Source organism: Massilia oculi (genome assembly GCF_017582745.1).
Classification (GTDB): domain Bacteria; phylum Pseudomonadota; class Gammaproteobacteria; order Burkholderiales; family Burkholderiaceae_D; genus Telluria; species Telluria oculi_A.
The window spans coordinates 1-22377 of record NZ_JAFVIM010000027.1 but is presented as its reverse complement, the minus strand read 5'-3'; the positions used below and the strand labels follow the sequence as shown (position 1 = coordinate 22377).

Below are 22377 nucleotides of genomic sequence, written 5' to 3'. Positions count from 1 at the left end.
AATCACGCCGGCAGCGTCGCTCCGCAAGCGGCGCAGAAACGGTCGTCACGCCCGGCCGGATGGCCGTGGACGCACTGGCGCGCGCCAGCGATGCCAGTGGCCAGCGCGGCCTGCGAGGTCAGCGCCGCCTTGTTCACATCGTTCTGCATGGCCAGCAGGTCGAGCTGGTGGCGGCGGTCCTTGTCGACCTCCTGCTCGCGGCGCGCCTGTTCGGCGGCGACCCGCGCGTCAGCCAAGGCCGCGTCGATCTTGCCGACGCCAGCCACGCCGGCCAGCGCCGTCAGCTGTTCGCCATCCATCGAGGCATGCACGCGCGTCTTCAGGTAGTCGGCCAGCACCGCCGCATTCGGCGCCTCGGCCAGCGCCAATTTGGCGGTATCGTCCATCGCACCCAGCGCCTCGGCGCGCGCCATCGCCAGTCGGGCCAGTTCGAGTTCGTGGGCGCGGTCGGCTGCACACGCCGCTTCTGCAATGCCGGCGCGGCGCTCGTCGGCCTCCAGGGTGACGTCCTGCATCAGGCGCGCGTGCGTGCTGTCGGCCTCGATCGTGCGCAGCAGCTTCTCTTGCTGGGCGCCGCGACGCACGCTCTCGATGCGCTGGCGCGCCTGTTCATCTTCCCATTCCTGCGCCCGTTCGGCCTCGCGCCGGCGCGCCTCATTGGCCAGCTTCAGGGACTGGAACGTCGCCTCGTGCTCGGCGCCCTCGATATCGCGCAGTCGCCGCGCCGCTTCTTCTTCGCTCTCGCGCAGCCTTGCCAGCTCGGCGCGCTGGCGCGCCGCGTCCTCGATCTGGCGCGCCTGCTCGATCTTGTTGCGGATCTGCTGTTGCAGCAGTTGCTGGGAGAAGCGCTGCTGGGCCAGCTGGCGCGCCTGGGTGGCCTCTTGCTGGGCGCTCGCGATCTCGGCGCGCATGCGCACGCCTGCCAGCGCGCGCAGGTGCTGCCACTCGGCCGCCTCGTCGGCGCGCTGCGCGTTCTTCTGCGCCATCTCGTGTTCGAGTTCGGCCAGCACCTCGGCGGCGCCATTGGCCAGCGCCTGCTTGCGCGACTGCGCCTCGAGGATGCGGCCATACAGCTCGATCTGGCGCGCCCGCACGCCATGCGCGCGGTCGGCGCCCTGCAGGGACAGTTCTGCGCGCGCGATGGCGTCATCCTGGCGCAGCTCGGCGCGGCGCAGCCGCAGCCGCCCCTCTTCTTCGCTGCGCTTGATGCGCTGCCATTCCTCGGCCGTGTACAGCTCGTCCAGCTGGCGGCTGTGGGCCAGCTGCACGTGTTTTTCGTCGGTCGCCAGCCACAGGCTGCCGATGCGGGCCCGGTTGGCGTCGTATTTGTCGTGGCGCAGCTCGAAGGTCTCGACCGCCGTCACCGCCAGGCCATAACCGGCCAGGAGCGTCTTGAGGCCGCCCTGCAGGCGCTGGTCCAGCTGCTCGCGCAGCTCGCCATTGGCCGCCAGTTCGCGGATCGAGCGCGCGCCGATGAACTCGAGCGCAAGCTGGCGCACCGGATGCGACAACAGCTCGCGCAATTCGCCGGCGCCGATCGTGCCCGGCGTGGTCATGAAATGGCGGGCGAAGGCCGGCACGTTCTCGATCCTGACGCTGACCGAGAAACGCAGGGCGATGTCGAGATGTTCGCAAGTGGGGATGTCGTCGAATTGGAACGGCACCGCCAGCGCGCCGGTGCGGGTGACGAGGATCTCGGCGTGCTGGTCGCGCAGCAGGTGGTTCAGCCGGGTGAAGAAGCCTTCGATCTCGTACTCTCCCTGCGGCACCTCGGTGGCTTTATCTCCCTGCAGGATGAAGCCGCGCGCCGTGGCCGGCACGCGCAGCGTCTTGACGAACAGGCCAGATAGTTCACGCACGCCGAAGAACACGGCCAGTTCGTCGGGACCGGGCACCCAGCGGTTCTCGACCAGCACCGGCTTGTTGCGCGGCGCGCCCAGGATCACGCCGCAGCCGGCGCAATAGCGCGCATCCAGCGCGTTCTTGCACTCGCAGCGCGGGCACGTGGCGCCTTTCACTCCGAACATCTGCAACATATCCGACTCCGTTCTGTCCTGTACTTCTCGTCACTTCCAATTACAAACCTGCCGTCCAGCCACTGGATTTTAGCAGGGCCATGCCTTCGGCACGGGTCGCTCCCGTGCGCGGGGTGCGAACCGGTCAAACAAATCGCTGCTCCTGCTAGATGATGCCGATCCGCTCGACGCAGGCCAGGCTGGCGCCGCGCGCGCGCAAGGCTTCGCGCAATCCCTGCGGCAGGGCGACTTCCCACTCCTTCGGCAGCAGGATGCGGTCGCCCGGGCCGGCCTCGCGTGCGATCAGCGCGCATTTCGGCGCCAGAGCCTCGACCGCCTCGACCTTCCCGGCATGCCAGGCGCTGGAGCTGCCGGTGGCGATCACCCGGCCCCGCGCCAAAAATTCGCGGCCGCGCGCCATGCGGTCGGCCATCACCAGCGCCAGCTGGTAAGAGTCGCCCGAGAAGCGCGGCTCGCCGAAACGCACCGTGGTGCGCCACTGCCCCTGGCCGCGGCCATCGAAGTGGCGCGACCCGGACAGCACCGCAGCCACCTGGGACTGGCGCACCGCATCGACGTCCGGCACGCTGACCGGGTCGTCTTCGCCACTGCCGGCCCTGGCCAGTGGCCGCACGCTGACCTCGACCCAGCCCAGGCCATCGTGTTCTCCGCCGCTGTGCATCGGGAACCAGGCGCGCGCGCTGGAGATGCCGGCGGCGGGGTCGGGCTGGCCGTTGAGGGCGCCCAGGTGCGCCAGCGCGTCGGCGCCGCCCAGCAGCACGCCGTCGGGCATACCTGCCAGTCGACGACCATCGATCCGGCCCAGGTGCCAGGCGTCGGACCAGCCATTGGCCACGACCTCGCGCTTCGGCGCAAAGACGTCGCGCACGATGCGGTCGGCCAGCACCGCCGCCAATTCCCAGTCGCGATCTCCCTCAGCCGGCGCGCGGTCCAGGCTCAGCACCACCTGGTCGCGGCTGTCGAAGCGCGGCTCGGTGTGGCGCGCCAGGCGCACCACCTGCTGCATGCGCTCGGCCACGCCGGGCGCGCCCGGCACGCTGCACTTGACGTCGGCGCGTCCAGCGCGCGGGCGGCGCGTGGCGGTGATCGTCAGCATGCCGCCGTCGACGGCGATGCTGCGGCACTGAACAGTGGTCATGCCTCCTCCAACTCCACTTCGCGCGCCGTGACGGCGCGCCGCGCGCCGGCCTCGGTCTCGAGATTGGCCACGATGCGGTCGGCTTCGTCGAACAAGGCCTCGAGCGGCCCTTCGCCGGCCACCTTCAGGCGCGCCAGCAGCGCCCAGGCCTCGTCAAGCGCGGCGGCGGCGCGGCGGCTGTGGCGCGCGCGCCGCAGCTGCTCTTCCTGCGCCAACGGCTGGCCGGGGGCCGCCAGTTCCAGGGCCGGCATGGTGCCGACCGACAGGCTGACCAGGTCGAGCCGGCGCAGCAACTCCTGGTGCTGGCGGAAGCGTCCCTGGTCGGCCGGCAGCACCGCCATGCGCACCGCGCACATCAGGCAGGGCAGCTCGAGGAACAGGCGGCGCAGCGCGCGCGCGTCCTCGCAGGCGGGAACGAAGGCTTGCTGCGGCGGCGCCGGGACCACTGCCGCATCCCTGGCCGTGGCCGGCGGATGGACGGCATCGAGCCGCGCGGCCAGGCGGGCGTCGAGCGTGGCCGCATAATCGCGCGCGGCGCCCAGGTCGACCGGCACGCAATCGTCGACCGTCACGCCGAACCGCGTATACATCAGCTGGTTGAAACCGGTGCGGAAGGCATTCCACTCTTCCAGGGTGGTGCAGGGAGGCAGTTCCAGGTTGCCCTGGGCCAGTTCACGCTGCAGCGCGATCTGCGCCAGCTCGACGAATCCATTCAACTCGACCATGCAGCCGGCCTCGCTGGCGAGGAACAGGTCGAAGCGCTGGTGCGTGGCGCGCGGGTCGCTGGCGTCGATCGCGAAGTGCACCCGCAGGCCGATCTCGGGCGCGCCTGCGAACGGCGTCAGCTCGCAGGTGTAAGGACCGGGATGGACGCACCATGCGGTTTCGCCCTCGATCGCGGCGATGCGGCTGCCGGCGGCCTGGCGCCGGCTGCGCCCTCCGCGGTCGACCAGCACGGCGGCGCAGCCCGGTGGGACGGTGAGGCCATTCGGCGCCGGCAGCGCGATCGCCACGCCGCCGAGGCGGCTCGCGTCGAACTCCGGCTGTCGCAGCGGGCGCAGCGTGTTCTGCAATGTACTCTTGAACAGCGAACCTAGCATCATCGTCCTTCCGGTGTGTCAGAACACCACTACGTGATCGGAGTCGCCCGAGGAATCACCTCGAAGCGTGCCCCATGCTGCTGAAAATGCGCCGCGGGCAGCGCTTCGAAAGGCCACGGCCCCTCGCACTCGCCGTCGGCATCGAGTTGCCCTTCCAGTACCAGCGCGCCGCGGCCATCCCGCACCTGGATCGCCGGCCGCGCCGCCATCACCCCGGCCGCACCCGCCGCTTCCGGGTCGAGCTGGACCACCACGGCCAGGCTGCCCGCGGCGTCGACGAAGTGCAGGCGCCACATGCCGTCGTCGGTGCGCAGCAGGTCCAGGGCATTGCCGCTGTCGGCGGCGCGCAACAGGCCGCGGCTGCCGCGCCAGCTGCCGGGCTGCGCCTGCGCGCGCCGGCCGTCCGCCAGGTGGCGCAGGCGGCGCAAGGTCAGTGGCGAACCTTGCAGCGCGGCGCGTTCGCCCGCCGTCAGGGGCCGGCTGCCGTCCAGCGCCTGCGCCAGCACCTCGTCGGCCAGCACCAGGCGGTCGCCCGCGATCCGGCGTCCCAGCAAGGCGCCGGCCTGCAGCTTGCGATCCAGTTCCGTCATGCCCATCGTCTTTCCTCCTCCATTCCCGCCATCTCGTTCAGGCGGTTGATCGCGGCGTCACGCCGCTTGCGCAGGGTCGGCAGCGAGATCCCGTCCAGCCCGGCCAGCTGCTGCATCGTCGGCAGCTCGCCGGTTTGCGGATCCAGCCATTCGGACGGATAGCTGTCGTCGAATGGGCCGAGCAGCTTCAGATACACCGCCAGCCGCACCGGCAGCGAATCCTGCGCCATCCGGCGCGCCGCCCAGCTGGCGCGGTCTTCGGCCAGCGCCGCCAACAAAGCGTAGTTGGGGGGGAGTGAAAATTGTTGCGCGACCAGGGCCAGGCGCGCGGCTTCCTGCGCCTCGGCCGGGTCGGCGTCAAACGCCTCCTCGGGCTCAAGGACGTCCAGCTCGTCCTGGCGCGCTTCCAGGATCAGGTCGGGACCCGGCGTGCTGCCCTGTTCCGATTCATCCAGCACGCGCCAGTAGTCGTCCAGCCAGGCGTTGGCCTCGCCCGCGTCGTGCAGCCAATCCTGGTCGTGGTTGGCCGACAGCAGCTCGTATTCGCCGATCTCGCGCAGCATGGCGCCGATCTTCTCGGGACTGTTCTTGAGGCTGGCGAAGCGCTTGGACTTCGTGTGCAACGGGCCGGCCGCGCCGGTATGCAACTCGAGGCTTTCGCTCCAGCGCACGATCCACTCGGGCTTGCAGTCGCCGCTCGTGCGCAGCTGGCGCGCCTCGATCGGCATCGCCACTACCTCGCGGCCCAGGATGGCGCCGACTTGCGGCGCGTGCTCGCGCCAGCCCTCGAACAGGCGCGCGACCTCGTGCCAGGCGGTATCGAGCATGCGATAGGCATACATGCGGTTGGGACTGCAGGGACGGCCGCAGGCGGCCTGGTAGTTGTCGCTGTCGACCTTGTCGCGCAGGACGGCGTACAGGTCGTTGAATTTCTTGCGCAGCTGCGCCTCGCCGCCGGGCTGGCTCCAGAACGCGCCGCTGCGCGCATGCTCGGCCGCTACTGCCGTACACAGGGCAGCCCAGTCCGACGGACGCGCCTGCAGCTCGTAGACGAGGGTCAAGGCCAGCTCGCCGCAGGTGTCGCCGTAGCTGTTGCCGGGCGCCTCGGCGCGCGCGCCGGCCGCATGCAGGGCATGGCCAACCGCGTCGACATAGGCGCCGAGCGACTGTTCAGGATCCGGATCGAGCAAGGTATCCGGCCCCAGCCGGGCGCACGCCTGCAGGGAACAGTGTCCCAGCAGCTTGCGGACCTGCTCCCAACCGTGTTCCTGATACCGGGTTCCCGGCAAACGCATACCTTACCCATCCTCTGTTTCGCTCCGCGGTTTTAGCGGATTGAAATAGATGATGCCATACAAACACGGCCTTGAGGCGCGCAGGAGAGCCTTATTTGTGCCTCTTTTCCAACGACTGGCCTTTCATCGACGATTGCATCGATTGCAACAGGGCGGCCACGACCGGGGCGGCATGGCCGCCGCCGGTGGCCGCCGAATGGCTCACGAAGGCGGCGAACGCCAGCCGCCCGGTCTGGCCCGGCAGGCTGCCCGGCTCGAGCCAGCCCATGAACCAGACGGTGGCAAGGTCGTCCTGGCCGACCGGCGCCGTGCCGGTCTTGCCGTACAGGCCAGGGCGCAACGCGTCGAAGCCGGCCGCGCGAAACGCCCCGGCCGCGGTGCCGCCATCGATCACGCCTTTCATCCCGGCGCGCACGCGGTCCAGGCGCACGCCCAGCGGCGCGCCCGCCCCCGTCTGCGCCGCGCGGCCGTCGAGCGACAGCAGCAGGCGCGGCGTCACGGTACGCCCCTCCCCGACCGCCGCCGCCACCAGCGCCATCTGCAGCGGCGTGGTCTGCATGCGCAGGCCGATCGCCATCTGGCGCAGCTCGTGGCGGCTGTGGACCGGATCGAGGCGGGAGGCGCTGGCCTGCAGCGCGTCCCACTCGCCCCAGCGGTACTCAAGCGGAAGCAGGCCGCCGTCGAGCCGCAGCGGCTGGCCGAAACCGAGCCGTCCCGCCATCGCCGCCACCGGCCGCACCGTATCCAGCGCGCCCGGTTCCAGTTCGCGCGCGCCCGGCATGCCGCCGTCCGGCTGCCCCATCAGCGTACGGTCGCTTAATTCCGCGCCCCAGGCGAACCAGGTATTGACGCTGTGCGCCATCGCCTGCGCCAGCCCCAGGCGGCCGTCCTGGGCGCGGGTGCTGGTGATCTGGTCGCGGAAGTTGGTGATGCGCGCGCGGTTGCCATCGAAAGGATAGCTGGGCGCGCCGGTGCGAAAATCGTAGCCGCCCGCCTGCGCCAGCCGGTCCACCTCGTGCAGGGGCAAGCCCTGCAGCAGGCCGTCCAGGCGGGCGTCGCCGCGCGCGGCTTCCTCCAGGCCGAGGGCGGTGATCACCTTGAAGGTCGAGCCAGGGGCGCGGTGCGCGCCGCCGTCGTGCTGGAAGGCGGCGATGCGCAGTGGGCTGCGCGCCGGGTCGGCGCGGTCGAAGTCGCGCAATTCTCCCCAGCGGCTTGGCTCGGCCTGGCCGCCGCCGCTGGAGGCCGCGGCCAGGATATCGCCGCTGCCGGCATCGAGCAGCACCAGGCCGGCGCGCCGCTCCGGCTGGGCGTCAACGCCGCCGACGCAGGCCTGGCCGTCCCAGCGGCCGCCGCGCAGGCCGATGCAGTCGAGCAGCCGCTGGGCCGTGGCCTGCAGGCCCAGGTCGAGGCTCAACTGCGCCTCGTGCTCCGTGCCGCCAAGCCGCGCCAGCATGCCGGCCACGCTGCCGTCGTGCTGGCGGTGCACGCCCAGCAGCGGCGCCAGGCCGGCGCGCAGCGCCGCTTCGGCCGGCGCGCCGTCGGCCCACAATGCTTCTCCGTGACGGTCGCGCAAGCGTACCGGCACCGCAGCCGGCCGTGCTCCCCCGCTGCCGCCGGCCGGCAGCGCCTGCCAGGCCAGGCGCCCATCGACCATTGCCAGGTGGCGATAGGCGGCGTCGGCGCCCCCCGACATCGCCGCCAGGTCGAGCGGCTCGACCTGCACCGCGATCGCGGCCGCCCCGGCCAGCGGCGCCAGCACGAGCCGCTGCACCGCCTCGCGGTCCGGGCAAGCGCGGCCGTCACAAGCGCCCTGGGCCAGCACTCGGGCGCCCGACACGCCGCGCACCCGGCCCGCCACCAGCAGCTCGACCGGCCGGCCGGTGGCCGGGGTATTCAGGGTCACCAGCGATCCCCGGCGGCCGCCTTCCCAGCCGCCGACCCGCTGCCACGGCTCCCAGCCTTCGGGCAGGCGCGCGAACAGGCGCATCGCGGCCACCGGCAGGCCGGCTTCACGCGGCGCCGGCGCGCCGCCGACCAGCGCATGCCAGACCGCGTCGGCGCCCGGCCGGGTGCGCCAGGCCACCAGCCGCCGCTCGCTATTAAAGATGCGCACCTGTTCGCGCACATAGGCGCCGTCGGCGCGGTGGTGCAAGCGTTCCAGCAGGCGGCGGTCGCCGGCGTCCAGCACGTGATCTTCCCAGCCCGGCAGCGGTGCGCGCGCCTCCTGGCCCGCCCGATGCCACGCCAGCAAGTCGCGCGGCGCCAGCTCGACCAGGCCGTCCGGCCCCAGGCGCAGCAGGCCGCGCGTGCGCAGCGCCTCGAACAGCGCCTTGTCTTCCATGCCGGGGCCCGGCAGCAGCGGCACCTGCCATGCACCGGGCGCCAGGCGCAGCTCTACCTGCTCTCCCTGGGCCGGGAAAGCCTGCACCAGGGCCGCGCCGCCGGCGGCGCCCTGGTGGAAATGATGCAGCACCAGCTCGCCCGCCTGCGGACAGGCGGCGCTGGGCCGGCGCGTGAAGCGCAGCGCCTCGCTGCCCCACAGCAGCCAGCCGCGCGTTCCCAGCGCGGCCTGGCCCTGGCGCGCGCGCGTGACGTTGCCGCCGCTGGCATCGCCGATCCAGCCCGCCGTGGCGGCGCCGGCGTTCCAGGCGATCGCCAGCCCGCCCGTGCCGGCGCCGGCATTGCCGGTGATGTCGATGCGCGGCATGCCGGAACCCGGCCGCGCCAGCAGCACACTGCGCGGCGGCGCGCTGGCGGCGCGCGCGATCCGCGCCGCATCAATGAACGGGTAACCGATCCGCAGCGGCAGCATGCGCGGCCGCGCCGGGTCGAGCATCTGGGTGCACAGGTCGACCCGCAGCGCCGGGCCGGCGCGCATGCCGCTCGCCACCAGCAGGGCCAGGCCGCCGTGCTGGGTGAGCGAGATGCCGCTGTCGCGCGGGACCACGAAGTCGAGCCCTGGCGCGATCGGCTGCAAGGCGGCCAGCGCGACTGCACCGGGCGTCTCGGCCGCGCCGTCCGGCAGCGCACGCGCATGCATCGCCAGCGCCACGGCGCCGCCCAGGACGATGACCAGCAGGGCCCACAGCCAGGCGGGACCCAAGGACAGCGACCGGCTGGCCTCGGCGCTCGTCGAGCGGGCGCCTGCGCGCAGGTTGCGGGAACGGCGGCGCGCCGTGCGCGTAGCGGCCAGTTGGTCGATCAGGGTCGCGAGCATGCCTGTCATCCGGTGGTTACGTGGCGCCCACGCGCCCCTCGCGCTCAGCTAGCGGAGGGGACGTGAAAGGCCTCCATCCCGCGTCTTCATCCGCCTCCGAATGCAGCTCATTCCACGTTTTCCACCGCTCGTCGCATGCCGCTGGAGACCAAGCGGCGCTTGGCCTACAGTGGACACATCGACACACCAACCACCCACGAAGGAGCCGCAAAATGAACGTCCTCAAGCATATGGAAGCCATCTTCATCGCCGCCGCCCTGGTCGCCGTCCCGGCGGGCTACCTGGCCAGGATTCCCGATGCCCATGCGAGCAGCTACAGCGTCAGCGATGCGGCCATCGCCAGCGGCGACAAGATGGCGGTCGTGACGGTCAGCGCCAAGCGCCTGGACGCCGCCGAAAGGTCGCAACTGCTGGCGGCGGACACCGTCACCGCCGGGAGCCGCTTGTGAACGCCGCTAGTCGCCGACGTGCCGCCATCGTGCGGCGCGCGGCGACCGGGGGGGCTGCCGCGCCCACTGATCTGTTTCAGTTGTAAATAGTGAAACCTCAAAGCGCGCCCAAACCTAAAGGCGATCTGGAATTTTTACAGAAATTCGTTGCAAATTTTCCGAAATCACTTCGCGCTGACCTTCTTCCACCCGCCCCGCAGATCGTCGTATTTGGCCGTCATCTGCGCGCTCTTGTGGCCCAGAATCGCTTGTGCAAAGTCGGCGCCGAACTCTTCCCGGTACAGCCGCTCGGACAGACTGCGAATCTCGTGAAACGTCGGCGGCGTCCTGCCATCCGATGCCGTGACCCCGGCCCGGTCCCGCGCCTTCGCGAACGCGATCGTCACCGAGTTGGCCGTCACCTTCCCACCTGGCTTCGCTGTCGACACGCGCTCGGTGTGGTGCACCAGATGCCGGCTCACGAACAGGTCGCGGCAGCCGGCCACCACCTCGGCCACCGATAGCCCCACCTTCTCGAGCTTGATCGCACCGTCGATCTGCAGCTTCATCGCGCCGCCTGACTTACCTTGCGTGACATGCAAGTATCCATCCCTGAAGTCGGCAAACAGCATGTTCACGATGTCGTCGCGCCGCTGTCCGGTCACCAGTGCCAGCATCATGGCGTTCTTCGTCCAGGCTGACGCCTTTGCGTGAATACACCAGAACTGCTCCAGGCTCATGCGCTCACGCTTCACCTGGTAGTTTGGGTTAAAGGTGGCCGCGACCGGGCTCTTGCCGACGTCGACTACGCCTTGTGTCTCGGCCCAGCGGAAGATGTCGCCCAGCTTCGAGCGCATGTTTCGTGCATTCGCCGGCCCACTCTCGTTCGCGAACGCTTCGAGGAATCGTGCAACGTGGACGGTCTCGATGTGTCTCATCTTCATCTTGGCAATGTCGGCCGCGGTTATCTGCCTGAGCAGGCTATTGGCGCCGTAGCGCGTGTTCGCGGCCGGCTGCACCTTCGCCTCCCACAGCTCGCGGTAGATGGGCAGCCACTCGAGCAGCGTGTAGTCGCTCTTGCCCATCACCCAATCAACCAGCGCCGACGGCTCGCGCACCGCCAGCGCCGCATTCGCCTGGCGAGCCGCCTGGATGGCCTTCGGCCGATCCTTGCCGAGCCCCTTCTGCGTCTTCCGCGCCGGGTCCCGGTAGTAGTAGTACCCGGCGCTGTTCACATACAGGTTGGGCGGCAGCGCCCGGTTCTTCGCTAATCTCTGCCGTGCCATATCACTCCACGTATTGCGCGTCGCGCTTGACCTGCCAGGCCTTGCCGACCTTGCGCGGCTGCGGCTGAATATGCCCGTCGTGCACCCAGCGCAGCAGCGTGTTCTGGTGCGGGATCTTGGACAACGTCAGCGCCGCCCATTCCTTCAGGGTAACGTATCTCGACTGAATAGTTTGCTGTTGCATATCAGCCATTCTCCTTATTGGTGGTTTGTGAGGGTGCCGCGCCGTAGCCCATGCCGTTCTCCTGCGCCTGGTCGGCAAGCTCCTGCAAAGCTGCTTGCTTTTTCTTGTACGCCGCCACCGCATCGCGCTGGCCCTGGCGGTACTGCTCAGCGGTGAACAGCAGCAGCTCGCCGCGCAGATCTTTACCGGTCTCGGACCACTTCATGTAGAACTGGCCTTCACCTTTTGAAGCGCGCGCGGCCTCGGGCGGCAGCGGCGGCAGCCCTTCGTCGTCCACCTCCTGCGCCACCTCGACCACCGGCTGAGAGCCAGCATCCATGCGGGTTTCGGCCTGCTCGACCGCCATTTGACCACCAGGGCCTGCGCCAGCGTCGTCCACCTCAGCAGGGCGAGAAGCAAGGGCTGCGCCGGCCATCGCGCGCCAGACCTTGCCGAACATGCGCGGCGCTGGCAGGTCCTCAGCGGCGTGCACCATAGCCTCGGTCGGCTCCAGCGGAAGCCATGCGCACCCCTCGGGCGCGGTGCTGGGCGATGGCGGGGTGGCGCGCACTGCCGCATCCCACTGCTTGCGTAGGCTGTCCATCGTGGCCACATGGTCGCCGGTCAGCGCATCGCCGGGCCGCTGGGCCAAGTTGGACATCACGTTCGCCATCTGCGCGCCGATGTCTCGCAAGGTATCAGCCATTTGATTCGCTCCCTTCCGCCTGCTGTTCCATTACTTCCAGCTTCGCCATCGCCTGCGAGACAAGCTCGGCCTGTTCTTCGTCGCTGGCGACTGGCACCGGCACGAAGTTGACGCCCATCTTCACGAACAGGTTCGCCAGTTCCAGCGCCTTGCGCAGCTGGGCCGGGGATGCGCGCTCAAGCATGGCTCTCTCCCTGGCCGCCGTCGAGCTGGGCGGCGCGGTCCAGGCGCTCGATTTCGGCAAGCACCAGCGCGCCGGCTTTGATCAGGTTTTGGCGATCGGTGGTTGGTTTCCACCAATTTGGGTCCCACGGCCAGTAATCGGGCGCCGGAAAGAATTTCCCGCCATCGCCAGCTAGTGCGTAGCAGGCCGCCGCCAACGACAGTTCGTCACCGTCGTATTGGTCGTCATGCGCCGGCGTCCAACCTTCCTGCTCCACCTGGCGCTTACGCTCGGCCAGCACGTCGCGCGCGGCTGCGGTCTGCGGCGCTTCCGGTGTGCCGGGGGCGCTAGGGGCTGGCTGGTCGAGCACGCGCAGGCCGAATTCGGTCGTCTCGTAATAGCTGCCCGACGTGCGGCGCACCACGCCGATGGCGGCCAGGCGCTGCATCATCGTCTTCGGCACGTCGTACCCCTCGCCGTCCTGGCAGGTCTCATCGAACCGGCGAAGCGCGGCCATCTCGTCGGCGTTCATCAGGTTCAGCGAGTCAGGTGCTGCGGCTTGCTGGGCGGCGAGGGCTGCATATGTGGCGTTAAGTGCTGCGTCGATATGGGTCAGGCGATCACCCATTGGGTTGCGTGCGCGGAGAAGCGCGGCCTCGATTTCTTTCAGTACCGCCTGTGCGCCTTGGGACTGAGCGGCGAGGGCTGGCAAGACGCCGCTATGGTCGCAGCGCGCGCACAGCTCTACCGGGCTGATGCGGCCGGTTCCGTCGCATTCGGGGCATTCACGCATCGCCGGTGCGCCGCTCTCTGCGTGCCGGGCTGCTGGGGACCACACCATGCCGTTTTCGCAGCGCGAGCAATCGACCTCCACGCCATCAGCGCCGACGCCGCCGTGCTGGCCCTTACAGCGTGGGCAGGTGATCCATTTGCCGGCTTGCGGCGCTTCGCCCTCTGGCTTGCCGGTGAGGCGGGCCATCTGGTCACGCAGGTCTATGTTCGCCAGGTTGAGCGACAGGTTCTCGGCCGCCGTAGCGCTGAGCTTGTCGGTTACTTCGCGCAGGGCGATGCTCATGCCCTCTGGCTGGGCGCGGCGAGCGGCGGAGCGCAGGTAATCACGCCACCAATACGTGGTGCTCTCGGGGTGCTTTTCGCCGAAGTGCTGGCCCAGCAGCGGGCCTTCGCCGAGCAGGAAAGCGATGACGGTGTCCAGGTCCGGCAGTTCAGTTGGATTGCTCATTTCGATTCCTCTGGATATTCGGCTTGTTGTGGGAACGTCCGGCCGTGGCCATGGTATTTGGCGAAGCGCTCAGCGCCCTCGTCCTCGTAAATCGCTTGCTCGATCGGCAGCAGCTCGCGCCCGCCATAAGCCTCATCGAACTCGGCATCGGTCATTTCGCAGATCGGCTTGTCGATCATTTCGATTCCTTTGCTGGCGATGGGGCGGCAAGATGCTCGACCGCCATTTCATAGATGGCTTTGATGTTGTCCCAGCTAACCGGGATGTCGCGCGAGACTTCGCCCATGTTTTCGCAGGTCAAGCATTCATCGTCGCCCTCACCATCGCACTCTGGGCATGGCACCTGAATCGATTCCTTGAACTCGCCCATGAGCAGCGCCTTGGCGCCGTTCTCTGCGGTCAGGCGGCGCGGCATGAGCACGAACCCTTCCGGCACCGCTACCTGACCGGCTACTGGAGCGGCGTAGATCGGCACGGTCTGATCCGCGCGCCACTGGTTGCCGCGCACCGGCACGCCGCCGCGGCCCGCCTTGATATCGTGCAGCTCGCTCGGGCTGACCATGGCCAGGGGCTGGGCCGGCGCTACCTGACCGGCTTGTGCCGCGACAGGGGTTGCGGCAAGTGCACGCGCCAACTGGTAGGCGAAGTCCCCAGCCAATTGAGTTTGAATATAGACGCCAAAACTTTGATCGGTTGGAAAATGCGCCACCATCCACTGAAGTAGGTATGCGCGCGCCGCGTCGGTGTCCTTGATCTCGACCCGCTCTTCCGTCAGTACAGTGCTTGCAGGGGCCGACTTGCAGAAGTGGCGCACCAGCTTGATCGCGGTGGCGTAGTCGCCGCTCGTCAGGCGCTCAGGGTAAGCAACGATCTGCTTATACTTCGACATGATTTCGTCGTCGGTCGGGGCGGTGCTTGCACCAGTAGTTGCGGGAGGGGTGGCGATACCCATGGCAGCGTCGATAGCTGCGTCGAGTTCTTCGCCAGCACGGTATTCATAGGTGCTGTAACCGCCCACTCCGGGCACGCTCTCATCTGGCGGCACGAAGCCAGTTCGCTTATCCAGAACCAGTGCCACATCTGTGTCAGGATCACGCAACCAGCGATATCGCGCTGCATCTTTCTCGACTTCCGCCTTATTGGCGACCTGACGGGATGCGCGGTCGGCCGCGACGGCTTGATGGGCGTACTTACTCATCTGGTCGGATGTGAATCCGTCGCAAGGGCTAAGGTGGCCGTCCTTGTCATAGCTATCTATTGATCCGAATGGATAAGGCATCTTTGGCAGTCCGCCTTCTTCTGCCGCCTTATTGGCAGCGCCCGGAAGAATTTCCATCACCTCCAGCACTTCCTGGCCCGGCTGGGCGTACTCGAACTTGGTCCCGTATTCCTGCAAGACGCCATGGCCCGAGCTGGTTAGCAGGGCAGCCCAGCGGCGCGCCTGCCCTGCATCGGGTCCGAAGTACAGGTCCAGCTCCGGGCGGTCGCCGTGGCGCATGCGGCGCTGCGGGGCGACGGTGTCGAGCTGGGCGCGGATCGCGGCAGGGTCGCCGGCCACGACATACTGCGCCGTGTTCGGGATCGCAGCCAGAGCGCCGGCCGAGCCCATGAACTCGAGCAGCTCGGCGCCGGCGGTGGCGAAGTTATTAGCCAGCTCGGTGCGGCGGGCGTGGAAATCGGTGTCGGTCATCAGGTCTCTCTCGTTGTGGTTACAGGGTCTTGGCTTCGGCGCGGCGGTTCGCTTCGATGGTCCGCCACACTTCGATCTTTGCTTGGGCGCCGACGATCAACCACTTCAGCGCCTCCTCTTGTTCTACCGCCACTCGCAGCCCGTCCAGAAGCTGCATGTAGGCCGGATCGGCGTAGGCCTCTCGCTCCTGAGACACCGCCGACTTGTGGCCGGCGATCTCCGCGTCGCGCATCAGTAGGGCCTTCTTCGATTTCCTAAATTCCTCCAGGTAGACCCGCTCCGATTTCGCCTTGGCGTAGGCCGGCGCGTTATCGCGGATGAAGTCGAGCGACCTGAAGATGTTGATTTCGCTCTCTGTCGTCATGGCGCCACCTCGCCGCGCACGGCCGCCAGGTTCAAGGACGCCAGCCGCTCGATGATCGCCAGGGCCGGCAGGTCAAACGCCTCGACCAGCGCGTCAACGATCTGCAGGTCGGTCAGCGCGGTCACGGCGGCGTCGGCCAGGTCGCACAGGTGGCCTTGGTGGGCGGCGTTCATGCTGCCTCCGCGATCGGCGCGCGGCCGTGCTCGACCAGGATGCGGTCGACGAGGCTCGCGAGATAGGCCTGGGCCACGCGGCACTTGCTCTCCAGGCGTTGCTCCATTGCGGCGTCGCGCGCATACGTGATGCTGGTGGTGCGCAGCGCCGGGTCGATGTGGCCGACCTGGTGCAGCTCGCGCTGCTCCCACTTGATCAGTTCGTCCGGGGTGTCGAGCATCACGTGCACCACCTCGTGCTCGGGAACGTCCCACAGGCTCATGTAGGCCCGGCCCTGCCACTCGTACAGGCTGTCATGCGCATCCTCGCTCAACGCCGGGAAGGTATCCAGCGACCACGACACCTTGATATCGATGGTCTTCACGCCCGGCACGTAGATGTCACACTCGCCGGTCAGCAGGTCGCTCACGCGGCGCTCCGTGTTCTTCCGGTAGCTCTGGAAGCGCTGGTTGTTCAGGAACTGGATGGCCGCCTCTTCCAGGGCCAGGCCCTTGTCCATGTACTTGGTCTCGATGTCCTTGTGGTAGCTGAAGACGAATTCTTTCGCCATGTTCTTCAGGAAGGTCTTGGCGCCGGCCGACAGCGACATTTCCTTATAGGGCTGCAGCAGCTCCTTCTCGGCATCGGTCTTGCGCGCCTTGGCCGCGATCGGCAGCAGCTCGGCCGGGAGCAGCGACTGGTCGATCGACTGCGCATCGGTCATCAGCAGGCCAACGCAATGCGGGTGGAAGCGCATCATTTCGCCAGCTCCTTCTCCAGGTCGGCCAGCGCGGTCTCCTGGTCCTGGGTCAGTTCGTAGTAGCCGCGCATCGACTGCGCGTCGTATTGGCCGGCCTTGATCGCCGCCATGGCGTTGGTGAAGGCCTTGCCGTCGATCGGCTTCTTCGGCTCCTCCTTCGGCTGCGGTTGCGGCTGGGCTGCCGCCTCGTGCTGGCGCAGCTCCTCTGGCAAGTCTTCGATGTCTTGAGTGAAGATGTCCGACGCGGCCGTGACGTTCAGGGTCATCGCGATCATGGCGCGTTTGCATGCCATCTTCAGGACCGTGTTCGCCATGTCGGCGGCTTCGGTGCGAATCTGGATCTTCTTCTCGACCTGGCCTTTCCACTTGGCGAACTTCAGTCGGCGTGCGTTCTCAGGTGTCAGCTCGAACTCTTCGGTGCACACAGCGCCGCGCCATTTGTACTTTTCCTCGCCCGACGAGCATTCGCCAACGCCCTCACCCAGCGAGGTGCCGGTAACCTGGTGGCGGCCGACGCAGGTCACACGGTAGCGGGCGACGTCCGGCGTGCTCAGGTCTTCGATCCTGTATTCCGGGGCGACGCGAAACGTCACGCACAACACCTCGGCGCCCGGCTTGTACAGCGTCGGCTTCGGCGTGCCTGGGATGGTGCCGTAATGGGTGTCACGCTTCATGATGCCCTGCATCACGGTCTGCACCAGGTTCACGCGCTCGCGGATCTCGGAAGCGGAGAAGCGATGCACTTCGCCTGCGGTGAGGCCGGCTACTTCGCGGCGCGGCATTTCGATTACGTCGTTCATGGTCAAAATCCTCGGATATAAGTGCGCAGCGCGCGGACAGCGGCCTTGCGCGGGCCGAAGCCGGCGCGCAGGGAGAGGCGGTATTGGGTGCGGAGGTGATGGATCACGCGAAGCCTCCCTCGACAGCGCGCAGCCGGGTCATCAGCTCGACCTGCCGCTTGTGCTCCGCGTTCAGCGCGCAGATCGCCTCGATGCGCAGGTCGTTCAGGTGCCGCACGTTGCCGTCGCTCAGCGCGATCTGGTGGCGGATCACGGCCAGGCGCAGAGGCTTGAGCAGCTTGCGCGCCAGGCGGCGGATGACGCGGTACGGGCCGCGGTGGATGCGGGTGGCGGCGATCATTTGGCACCTGCTGCAGCCGATTCCAGCGCCTCAATCTCCGCGAGCTGCGCCAGCAGCGATTCCTTCTCAGCGACGCGCGCCGCAGCGTAGTCCGATTGCATCAAGGCCAGCGCATCCGCGGCCAGCTCGGCGAAGCGGCTGCGCACGACCCGCGCCAGAGCAGCATCGAAGGCCGCGTCCTTCCAGTAATTCGTGCTGCCGGAGCTTTCCTGGTGATGGATTTGCGTATCCACCTCGACGCTGCGGAGGTCGCCAACACTATCGCCGCCGAAATGGTGCTGCGGGCGGCCGATCTTGGCGACGTACTCGTGCGCCTGTTCAACCGCACGCTTCAATTTGACTGCTTGGCTCATCCCTGCTCTCCTTGTTTGCGCCGGCGCGGCCGGCTTCGGTATTGGTGCCGGTTACGTCTCCGGCGCCGCTGGTGCGGCCGCGGTGCGAAGGGTGCAAATCTTCGCGAGTGGGTCGGCAGCGCTTGCGAACCACAGAGCAAGGGGCTGGGCGCTACTCCAGCTCGGGACAAGGCTTTTTCATTTGTGCGTTCGGCTGGAGCCACCAGCACCCGGCCCTGGGGCCACCTGCTTTGCGGGTCTGCTCTCCCCGCCTCCCTTGCTCTGTGGTGGCTCCTTACGGGAGCCGCTCGGCACCTGACGTAGTGCGAACGGGGCATGCTCTGATCCCACAGTCCCTGTTTCCTGACCCGGGCAAGGCAATCCGCGCGTTCCGGGGCGCGGCGCGCCGTCTTACCTAGTTCGGCCTGACGATCTCGGCCGTGTCGGGGATTTCGTCACGCCAGATTTCGGGAATCGCTCCGCCGTGCCACACGTTGTTGGTGGTCCACTCCCGCGAGCCGTCCAGCATCCGGAAGTGGAAGCGATGACCAGCGAACCCGAGCAACCGACCGCTGCCGGGGTTGTCGACGTTTCCGCCGTCGGTGTAGATGTTTCCGCCAGCGACAACCGCCGTGCTGTGGTGGTGACGATTCGGCGTCTTGACCGGGTCATTCAGGAAGCGCCAGTAAAAGTCACAGCTAAAGCAGAGCTGGCGCGCAGTCAGGTCGGCTATCGTTTTTTCGTTGTAGCTGCAGTCCTCATGCTCGCCGCACTTCACGCAGGTATGGCTCATGCCGCCACCCGGTCGAGGTAGCGGTGAACTCGTTCGGCCAGCGTAGGCTCGCGGTTGCGGCGTGCGCGCTCGGCCAGGTCCTTCTCGGCCTGTTTCTCGCCCAGCTCCAGGGCCATGCGCTGCAGCAGGTCCAGCAGAGCGTTCTCGCCGCGCGCCGTGCCCTGCAGCAGCTCGGCCAGTGCTTGGCTGTCGCCCAGGTACGGGTCGATGTTCTCGATCATGTCCATCGTGTTCAGCTTGCCGCCGGCCTTGATCGCTTCGAGGATCATGAAAGCCTTCTCGCGCGTCAGCTTGTCCAGCTCGGCTTGGTATTGCAGGTCGTCGTCTCGGTCGGGGGTTGCCATCGTCTTCTCCTGGTGCGCCCTGCTGGGCTCGGTTGCGATGGAGTGATTATCACGTATGTGTTTAGCGTTGTCAAACACATTCGTGATTTTTCTTGCAGAATTTTGCTACACTGTCTCCTGCCCGAACAGTTCAGGCAGCCGGCCCCGGCGTAGGGGCGAAAAAAAGCCCGCGCGTGGCGGGCATGGAGGAAGATATGGTTGTGCTACCGAAGGGAACGTTGATTAAGTTGCGTGGACTCCCGTTCCGGCTGCAGGAAGATACGCCGGTCGATGGCTTGCAGGAGAACTACAACCTGGCGATGAGCCAATCCGAGGCCGCTGGTGGTAGTCGCCATGCTGAGTTAGATGTGACTTCCGAAACGAAGAGCATGTCATCCGAATCAAGTGCTACAACCAAATAATCTCGGAGTTGGACCGAGGTAGCGTCGCTGACGATAAACCACACGGAATCCAGGGCGCGACACCATTCCTTTCCCGCAGATTTTAATCGATCATACAGGCGGGGATAGTTCTTTTCATTATTCAGATCATAGGTGACAACATAAATAGCCATAAAGCTCCCATCTCCTTTTGATTAGCCCCATCCCCGCCACGGCGGGGATTATTTTTTATTGCAGGGGAAAGCATTCATAAGAGCGACTGCAGACAGGATATTTGCACTATGGTTCCACTTCTCCGGATTTGCACGTAGATACTTTTCGATAACGGCCACCAACTGGGCCGCTGATACACCCTCAGGAAGGCAGATGTACTTCAACTTGGCATCGTCGGCTACGGTCCAAACGTGTCCTAGAAGAGTTCCAGTATTAAACGCGGAGCCCTTTAACTCGCCCTAAGCCTGGAATTGATTGTAATCATTTATCCATTCGATAAGCTTTGCACCATTGATAAACTGCGCCTGCGCAGGCAAAGAAAAGAAGGCCAAGGTAAAAATAAAAAGAATCTTTCTCAATCAAAGTCTCCCAGTTAAAACTCGTGTCGGTTGAATAACCACGCGCCCCACAATACTAACCTGTGCACTTTTCGTATTCACCGGCGGGTGATCTTCATGCAACGAACGCAGATACCATTGCCCCCCTTTATGGATCAGTTGTTTGACGCATGATTCGCCGTTAACATTCACCGCATAGACCTCGCGGCTGATCGGCTTGATGTCGGACCGATCGATGACCACGACGTCATCTTCGAACAGCATCGGCTCCATGCTTACGCCTCGCACGCGTACAGCCAACAGGTTCGCTGGGGTGAGTTGGAGCTCGGCAATGACCGATGCCGGAATCAGCTCGTGTCCATCGTCGCCCAGGTCGGGTTCTGTCTCGTAGTTGGCCACGCCAGCCCGAAGACGTAGCTTCACGCGCGGGACGGCAATGGTGCCCGGCCTGTCACCAGCACGCACTGGCCGGCCCTCGATCGTCGTGGCGCCGTCCTCGATAAAGGGCGAGTCGCTCACGGAAGTGCTTGGCTCGACGCTCATCTCGCCCTTGCCGTTTGCGAGCCAGGTGGGGTCAACCTCAAGGGCCCCTGCGATATCCACGATTGACCTTGCTGTGTTGCGCAACCCGGCCTCTAGGTTGCCGATGGTGCTCTGAGAGACGCCGGCCAATTTTGCCAACGCCCCCTGCGTGAGACCCTTGCGCTCGCGCGCGAAGGTCAGTCGTTCTGCCAAGTTTTTCATATCACGAATGTAATACACATTTTAATCACGTTGGTGTTTGACATCACAAACACAAACGTGATAATGTGACGGCATGGACTTCCAAAAAATCACCTCTGACCTCTTGGGGACTGGCCTGACCGAGCAGCAGCTTGCTGACTTGGTTCCGTGCAGCCAGCCGACGATCAACGCGTTCCGGCATGGCAAGCGCGGCGCCCGACCATCCATGGTGATCGGAAGTCGATTACTGGAACTTCACAAGCAGCGTTGCAAGAAGCCGCGCACCGCACCTCAGCCGCAATAACCCGCGGCTTTTTCTTTCGGGCAGAAAGTTGCCCACGGGCTCATGCCCAGCATCACCCCTTCGAAATCCGCATCAACCAAGGAGAAGTAAATGAAGAACCCGAGCCCGACCCTGATCGAAGCCGCGTTGGCGAACTTAGACGACGGACCGCGCGACCAGATCATCCGAGTTCGCGCGACCCAGAAGCAGAAGGACATGTTCGCCAAATGTTCCGCTGCAAAGGGCCTGCCCAGCGCTACCCATGCGCACCTTCTGCTCATGCGTGCTGTGAGTGCCCATGTTAGGCCGCGCCACCCGGTGCGTACAGGGGCCGCTCGTGGGCCAGTTGGCCGCGCAGTGGCGACTGGCCGGAGGCACCTTTAATGGCTTCCGGCTTCGTGGCCAGGAGACAGGCAAAAAAACGGCCCGGGTAGAGACCGGGCCATGAAAGGATTTCAACAGTGAGCAAATTATCACCCGAAAACCGCGCGGCGACAAAGGTTATCGCCAAGGCGTGTGACTGGGTCGACCAGCGGCGCAATGCAGCGGCTGCGCCACAGGACCAGAAAGCACGCGAGGTCGGTCTGCTTAAGCTCAGCGGAAAAGAGCTGGCCGAGGCCGTCGAGAAGTACCGCAAGGCGGGGAAGGTCTCGCCGCCATGACGCAGCTCGTCAGCATCCAGAAGTGTCTCGGGCACAAGGGGGAATCCCTGTCGCCCGAGTCCATCCAGTTCACCACCCGGCCGGCGAAGTCCTGCCGCGGCTGCCTGTTCAACGGCCAGCATTCTTCCATCTGCGATCGCGCCTGCCGGGCCGCCCAGCGTGCCGAACTCGAGCACTGCGAACGCGGCTTCATTTACGTCGCCAAGCCGGTAGACCCGCGCCAGGTGTCCCTGATCGAGAAGGGGCACTGACATGCGCGACTATTGGACAGACCACAACGGCAAGTCATGGATCGTTCCGCAGATACTAGGCCGCCTCAAGATGCGCATCCCTGCTCACGCCGCGCTGCGCGACTTCGTGATCCACCGCGACAACCACACTTGCAAGGCCTGCGGGTCAACTGACCGCAGCGCCCTGGTGGCCGATCACATCGTTTCGCGCCGCAATGGTGGTGCGCACCATCCGAGCAACATGCAATGCCTCTGCCAGTCCTGCAACAGCCGTAAGGCTGGCTTGGTCGACGCGAAAGGGACTCAGCATGGCTAGGATTCGCTCTATCAAGCCCGAGTTCCCGCAGTCGGAAAGCATGGGCAACGTCTCGCGAGACGCTCGCCTTACATTCCTCCAACTCTGGACGATTGCCGACGACGAGGGGAGGCTTCGCGGAAATTCGCGAATGCTCGCGAGCCTTCTTTTCCCCTACGACGACGACGCGCCAGGGCTTTGTTGCACAAATCGGCCCATCAGCGGCCGAGGCGCAGCACGGGTAAACTGACGGCATGATTGCTCCCGTAAAGCTGAAGTACCGAACGACCAACTGGAAAGACTACAACGCGGCAT

29 protein-coding genes and 1 pseudogene are annotated in these 22377 nt (G+C 66.4%); 6 read left to right on the top strand and 24 right to left on the bottom strand.

The annotated features are described in order from the left end of the window. Positions 1-2: 2 nt before the first annotated feature. From J3U95_RS23865 to J3U95_RS23840, 6 genes are all read right to left on the bottom strand, one after another. Entirely contained in the window at positions 3-2036 is a 2034-nt protein-coding gene (locus J3U95_RS23865; protein WP_208281132.1) for a coiled-coil domain-containing protein, read from the bottom strand. 145 nt (positions 2037-2181) lie between these two features. Then, positions 2182-3174 carry a hypothetical protein gene (locus tag J3U95_RS23860; protein WP_208281131.1) on the bottom strand — a complete coding sequence of 331 codons (993 nt, stop codon included), beginning with the start codon at positions 3172-3174 and terminating at the stop codon, positions 2182-2184. Continuing rightward, on the bottom strand, positions 3171-4277 hold the full coding sequence (locus tag J3U95_RS23855) for a hypothetical protein (protein ID WP_229520068.1): 1107 nt from the start codon (positions 4275-4277) through the stop codon (positions 3171-3173). Before J3U95_RS23855 ends, J3U95_RS23860 begins: the two co-directional genes overlap by 4 nt. Before the next feature lie 26 nt (positions 4278-4303). Further along, entirely contained in the window at positions 4304-4864 is a 561-nt protein-coding gene (locus tag J3U95_RS23850; protein WP_229520067.1) for a hypothetical protein, read from the bottom strand. Then, the gene (locus J3U95_RS23845; protein ID WP_208281129.1) at positions 4861-6159 is read right to left on the bottom strand and encodes a hypothetical protein; all 1299 of its coding nucleotides are present in this window, start codon (positions 6157-6159) and stop codon (positions 4861-4863) included. The genes J3U95_RS23850 and J3U95_RS23845 overlap by 4 nt, the downstream gene beginning before the upstream one ends. Positions 6160-6250: 91 nt before the next feature. Next, entirely contained in the window at positions 6251-9376 is a 3126-nt protein-coding gene (locus tag J3U95_RS23840; protein ID WP_208281128.1) for a penicillin-binding transpeptidase domain-containing protein, read from the bottom strand. 212 nt (positions 9377-9588) lie between these two features. Between J3U95_RS23840 and J3U95_RS23835 the strand changes: the two genes are divergently transcribed. Further along, positions 9589-9825, top strand: coding sequence for a hypothetical protein (locus tag J3U95_RS23835; protein ID WP_208281127.1), 237 nt, complete (start codon positions 9589-9591; stop codon positions 9823-9825). 164 nt (positions 9826-9989) lie between these two features. Here the strand turns inward: J3U95_RS23835 and J3U95_RS23830 are convergent, their stop codons facing one another. From J3U95_RS23830 to J3U95_RS23760, 15 genes are all read right to left on the bottom strand, one after another. After that, positions 9990-11090: a tyrosine-type recombinase/integrase gene (locus J3U95_RS23830; RefSeq protein WP_208281126.1), complete on the bottom strand. Its 1101-nt coding sequence runs from the start codon at positions 11088-11090 to the stop codon at positions 9990-9992. A 1-nt stretch (position 11091) separates the two neighbouring features. Next, positions 11092-11274 carry an excisionase gene (locus tag J3U95_RS23825; RefSeq protein ID WP_208281125.1) on the bottom strand — a complete coding sequence of 61 codons (183 nt, stop codon included), beginning with the start codon at positions 11272-11274 and terminating at the stop codon, positions 11092-11094. Position 11275: 1 nt separating this feature from the next. Beyond that, positions 11276-11959 (bottom strand): hypothetical protein, encoded by a 684-nt coding sequence (locus J3U95_RS23820; protein WP_208281124.1) that lies wholly within the window; start codon positions 11957-11959, stop codon positions 11276-11278. Next, positions 11952-12143 carry a DUF1382 family protein gene (locus J3U95_RS23815; RefSeq protein ID WP_208281123.1) on the bottom strand — a complete coding sequence of 64 codons (192 nt, stop codon included), beginning with the start codon at positions 12141-12143 and terminating at the stop codon, positions 11952-11954. The genes J3U95_RS23820 and J3U95_RS23815 overlap by 8 nt, the downstream gene beginning before the upstream one ends. Further along, positions 12136-13362 (bottom strand): hypothetical protein, encoded by a 1227-nt coding sequence (locus J3U95_RS28460; RefSeq protein ID WP_229520066.1) that lies wholly within the window; start codon positions 13360-13362, stop codon positions 12136-12138. Before J3U95_RS28460 ends, J3U95_RS23815 begins: the two co-directional genes overlap by 8 nt. Beyond that, positions 13359-13541, bottom strand: coding sequence for a hypothetical protein (locus J3U95_RS23805; RefSeq protein WP_208281122.1), 183 nt, complete (start codon positions 13539-13541; stop codon positions 13359-13361). Before J3U95_RS23805 ends, J3U95_RS28460 begins: the two co-directional genes overlap by 4 nt. Further along, positions 13538-15052 (bottom strand): zinc finger-like domain-containing protein, encoded by a 1515-nt coding sequence (locus J3U95_RS23800; RefSeq protein WP_208281121.1) that lies wholly within the window; start codon positions 15050-15052, stop codon positions 13538-13540. Before J3U95_RS23800 ends, J3U95_RS23805 begins: the two co-directional genes overlap by 4 nt. A gap of 19 nt (positions 15053-15071) precedes the next feature. Then, a complete protein-coding gene (locus tag J3U95_RS23795; RefSeq protein WP_229520065.1) occupies positions 15072-15416 on the bottom strand; it encodes a hypothetical protein in 345 nt (114 codons plus the stop codon). Then, a complete protein-coding gene (locus J3U95_RS23790; RefSeq protein WP_208281120.1) occupies positions 15413-15589 on the bottom strand; it encodes a hypothetical protein in 177 nt (58 codons plus the stop codon). Before J3U95_RS23790 ends, J3U95_RS23795 begins: the two co-directional genes overlap by 4 nt. Beyond that, a complete protein-coding gene (locus tag J3U95_RS23785) occupies positions 15586-16329 on the bottom strand; it encodes a hypothetical protein (protein ID WP_208281119.1) in 744 nt (247 codons plus the stop codon). The genes J3U95_RS23790 and J3U95_RS23785 overlap by 4 nt, the downstream gene beginning before the upstream one ends. Continuing rightward, positions 16326-17129 carry a hypothetical protein gene (locus J3U95_RS23780; RefSeq protein ID WP_208281118.1) on the bottom strand — a complete coding sequence of 268 codons (804 nt, stop codon included), beginning with the start codon at positions 17127-17129 and terminating at the stop codon, positions 16326-16328. Before J3U95_RS23780 ends, J3U95_RS23785 begins: the two co-directional genes overlap by 4 nt. A 103-nt stretch (positions 17130-17232) precedes the next feature. After that, positions 17233-17469 (bottom strand): hypothetical protein, encoded by a 237-nt coding sequence (locus tag J3U95_RS23775; RefSeq protein ID WP_208281117.1) that lies wholly within the window; start codon positions 17467-17469, stop codon positions 17233-17235. Further along, positions 17466-17822, bottom strand: coding sequence for a hypothetical protein (locus tag J3U95_RS23770; RefSeq protein ID WP_208281116.1), 357 nt, complete (start codon positions 17820-17822; stop codon positions 17466-17468). The genes J3U95_RS23775 and J3U95_RS23770 overlap by 4 nt, the downstream gene beginning before the upstream one ends. A gap of 394 nt (positions 17823-18216) precedes the next feature. Then, entirely contained in the window at positions 18217-18594 is a 378-nt protein-coding gene (locus J3U95_RS23765) for a hypothetical protein (RefSeq protein WP_208281115.1), read from the bottom strand. Further along, positions 18591-18938, bottom strand: coding sequence for a hypothetical protein (locus tag J3U95_RS23760; protein ID WP_208281114.1), 348 nt, complete (start codon positions 18936-18938; stop codon positions 18591-18593). The genes J3U95_RS23765 and J3U95_RS23760 overlap by 4 nt, the downstream gene beginning before the upstream one ends. Before the next feature lie 92 nt (positions 18939-19030). On the opposite strand from J3U95_RS23760, the gene J3U95_RS23755 reads away from it, so the two are divergent. Further along, complete coding sequence (locus J3U95_RS23755) at positions 19031-19339, top strand: hypothetical protein (protein ID WP_208281113.1); 309 nt, start codon at positions 19031-19033, stop codon at positions 19337-19339. Between the two features lie 200 nt (positions 19340-19539). Here the strand turns inward: J3U95_RS23755 and J3U95_RS28820 are convergent. Beyond that, positions 19540-19734: pseudogene (locus J3U95_RS28820) on the bottom strand (Rap1a/Tai family immunity protein); the annotation flags it as partial. Between the two features lie 156 nt (positions 19735-19890). After that, positions 19891-20604 (bottom strand): XRE family transcriptional regulator, encoded by a 714-nt coding sequence (locus J3U95_RS23750; protein WP_208281112.1) that lies wholly within the window; start codon positions 20602-20604, stop codon positions 19891-19893. Between the two features lie 82 nt (positions 20605-20686). On the opposite strand from J3U95_RS23750, the gene J3U95_RS23745 reads away from it, so the two are divergent. Further along, a complete protein-coding gene (locus J3U95_RS23745) occupies positions 20687-20896 on the top strand; it encodes a hypothetical protein (protein ID WP_208281111.1) in 210 nt (69 codons plus the stop codon). Here the strand turns inward: J3U95_RS23745 and J3U95_RS23740 are convergent. Further along, positions 20884-21093: a hypothetical protein gene (locus J3U95_RS23740; RefSeq protein ID WP_208281110.1), complete on the bottom strand. Its 210-nt coding sequence runs from the start codon at positions 21091-21093 to the stop codon at positions 20884-20886. The two genes, J3U95_RS23745 and J3U95_RS23740, sit on opposite strands and share 13 nt — an antisense overlap. Positions 21094-21336: 243 nt before the next feature. Between J3U95_RS23740 and J3U95_RS23735 the strand changes: the two genes are divergently transcribed. Genes J3U95_RS23735 through J3U95_RS23725 form a run of 3 tightly spaced genes read left to right on the top strand, consistent with a single transcriptional unit; the run spans position 21337 to position 22083 of the window. Then, positions 21337-21537, top strand: a complete 201-nt coding sequence (locus J3U95_RS23735) for a hypothetical protein (protein ID WP_208281109.1) — start codon at positions 21337-21339, stop codon at positions 21535-21537. Next, positions 21534-21788 (top strand): hypothetical protein, encoded by a 255-nt coding sequence (locus J3U95_RS23730; RefSeq protein WP_208281108.1) that lies wholly within the window; start codon positions 21534-21536, stop codon positions 21786-21788. The genes J3U95_RS23735 and J3U95_RS23730 overlap by 4 nt, the downstream gene beginning before the upstream one ends. Position 21789: 1 nt before the next feature. After that, on the top strand, positions 21790-22083 hold the full coding sequence (locus tag J3U95_RS23725; protein ID WP_208281107.1) for an HNH endonuclease: 294 nt from the start codon (positions 21790-21792) through the stop codon (positions 22081-22083). Positions 22084-22377 lie beyond the last annotated feature (294 nt).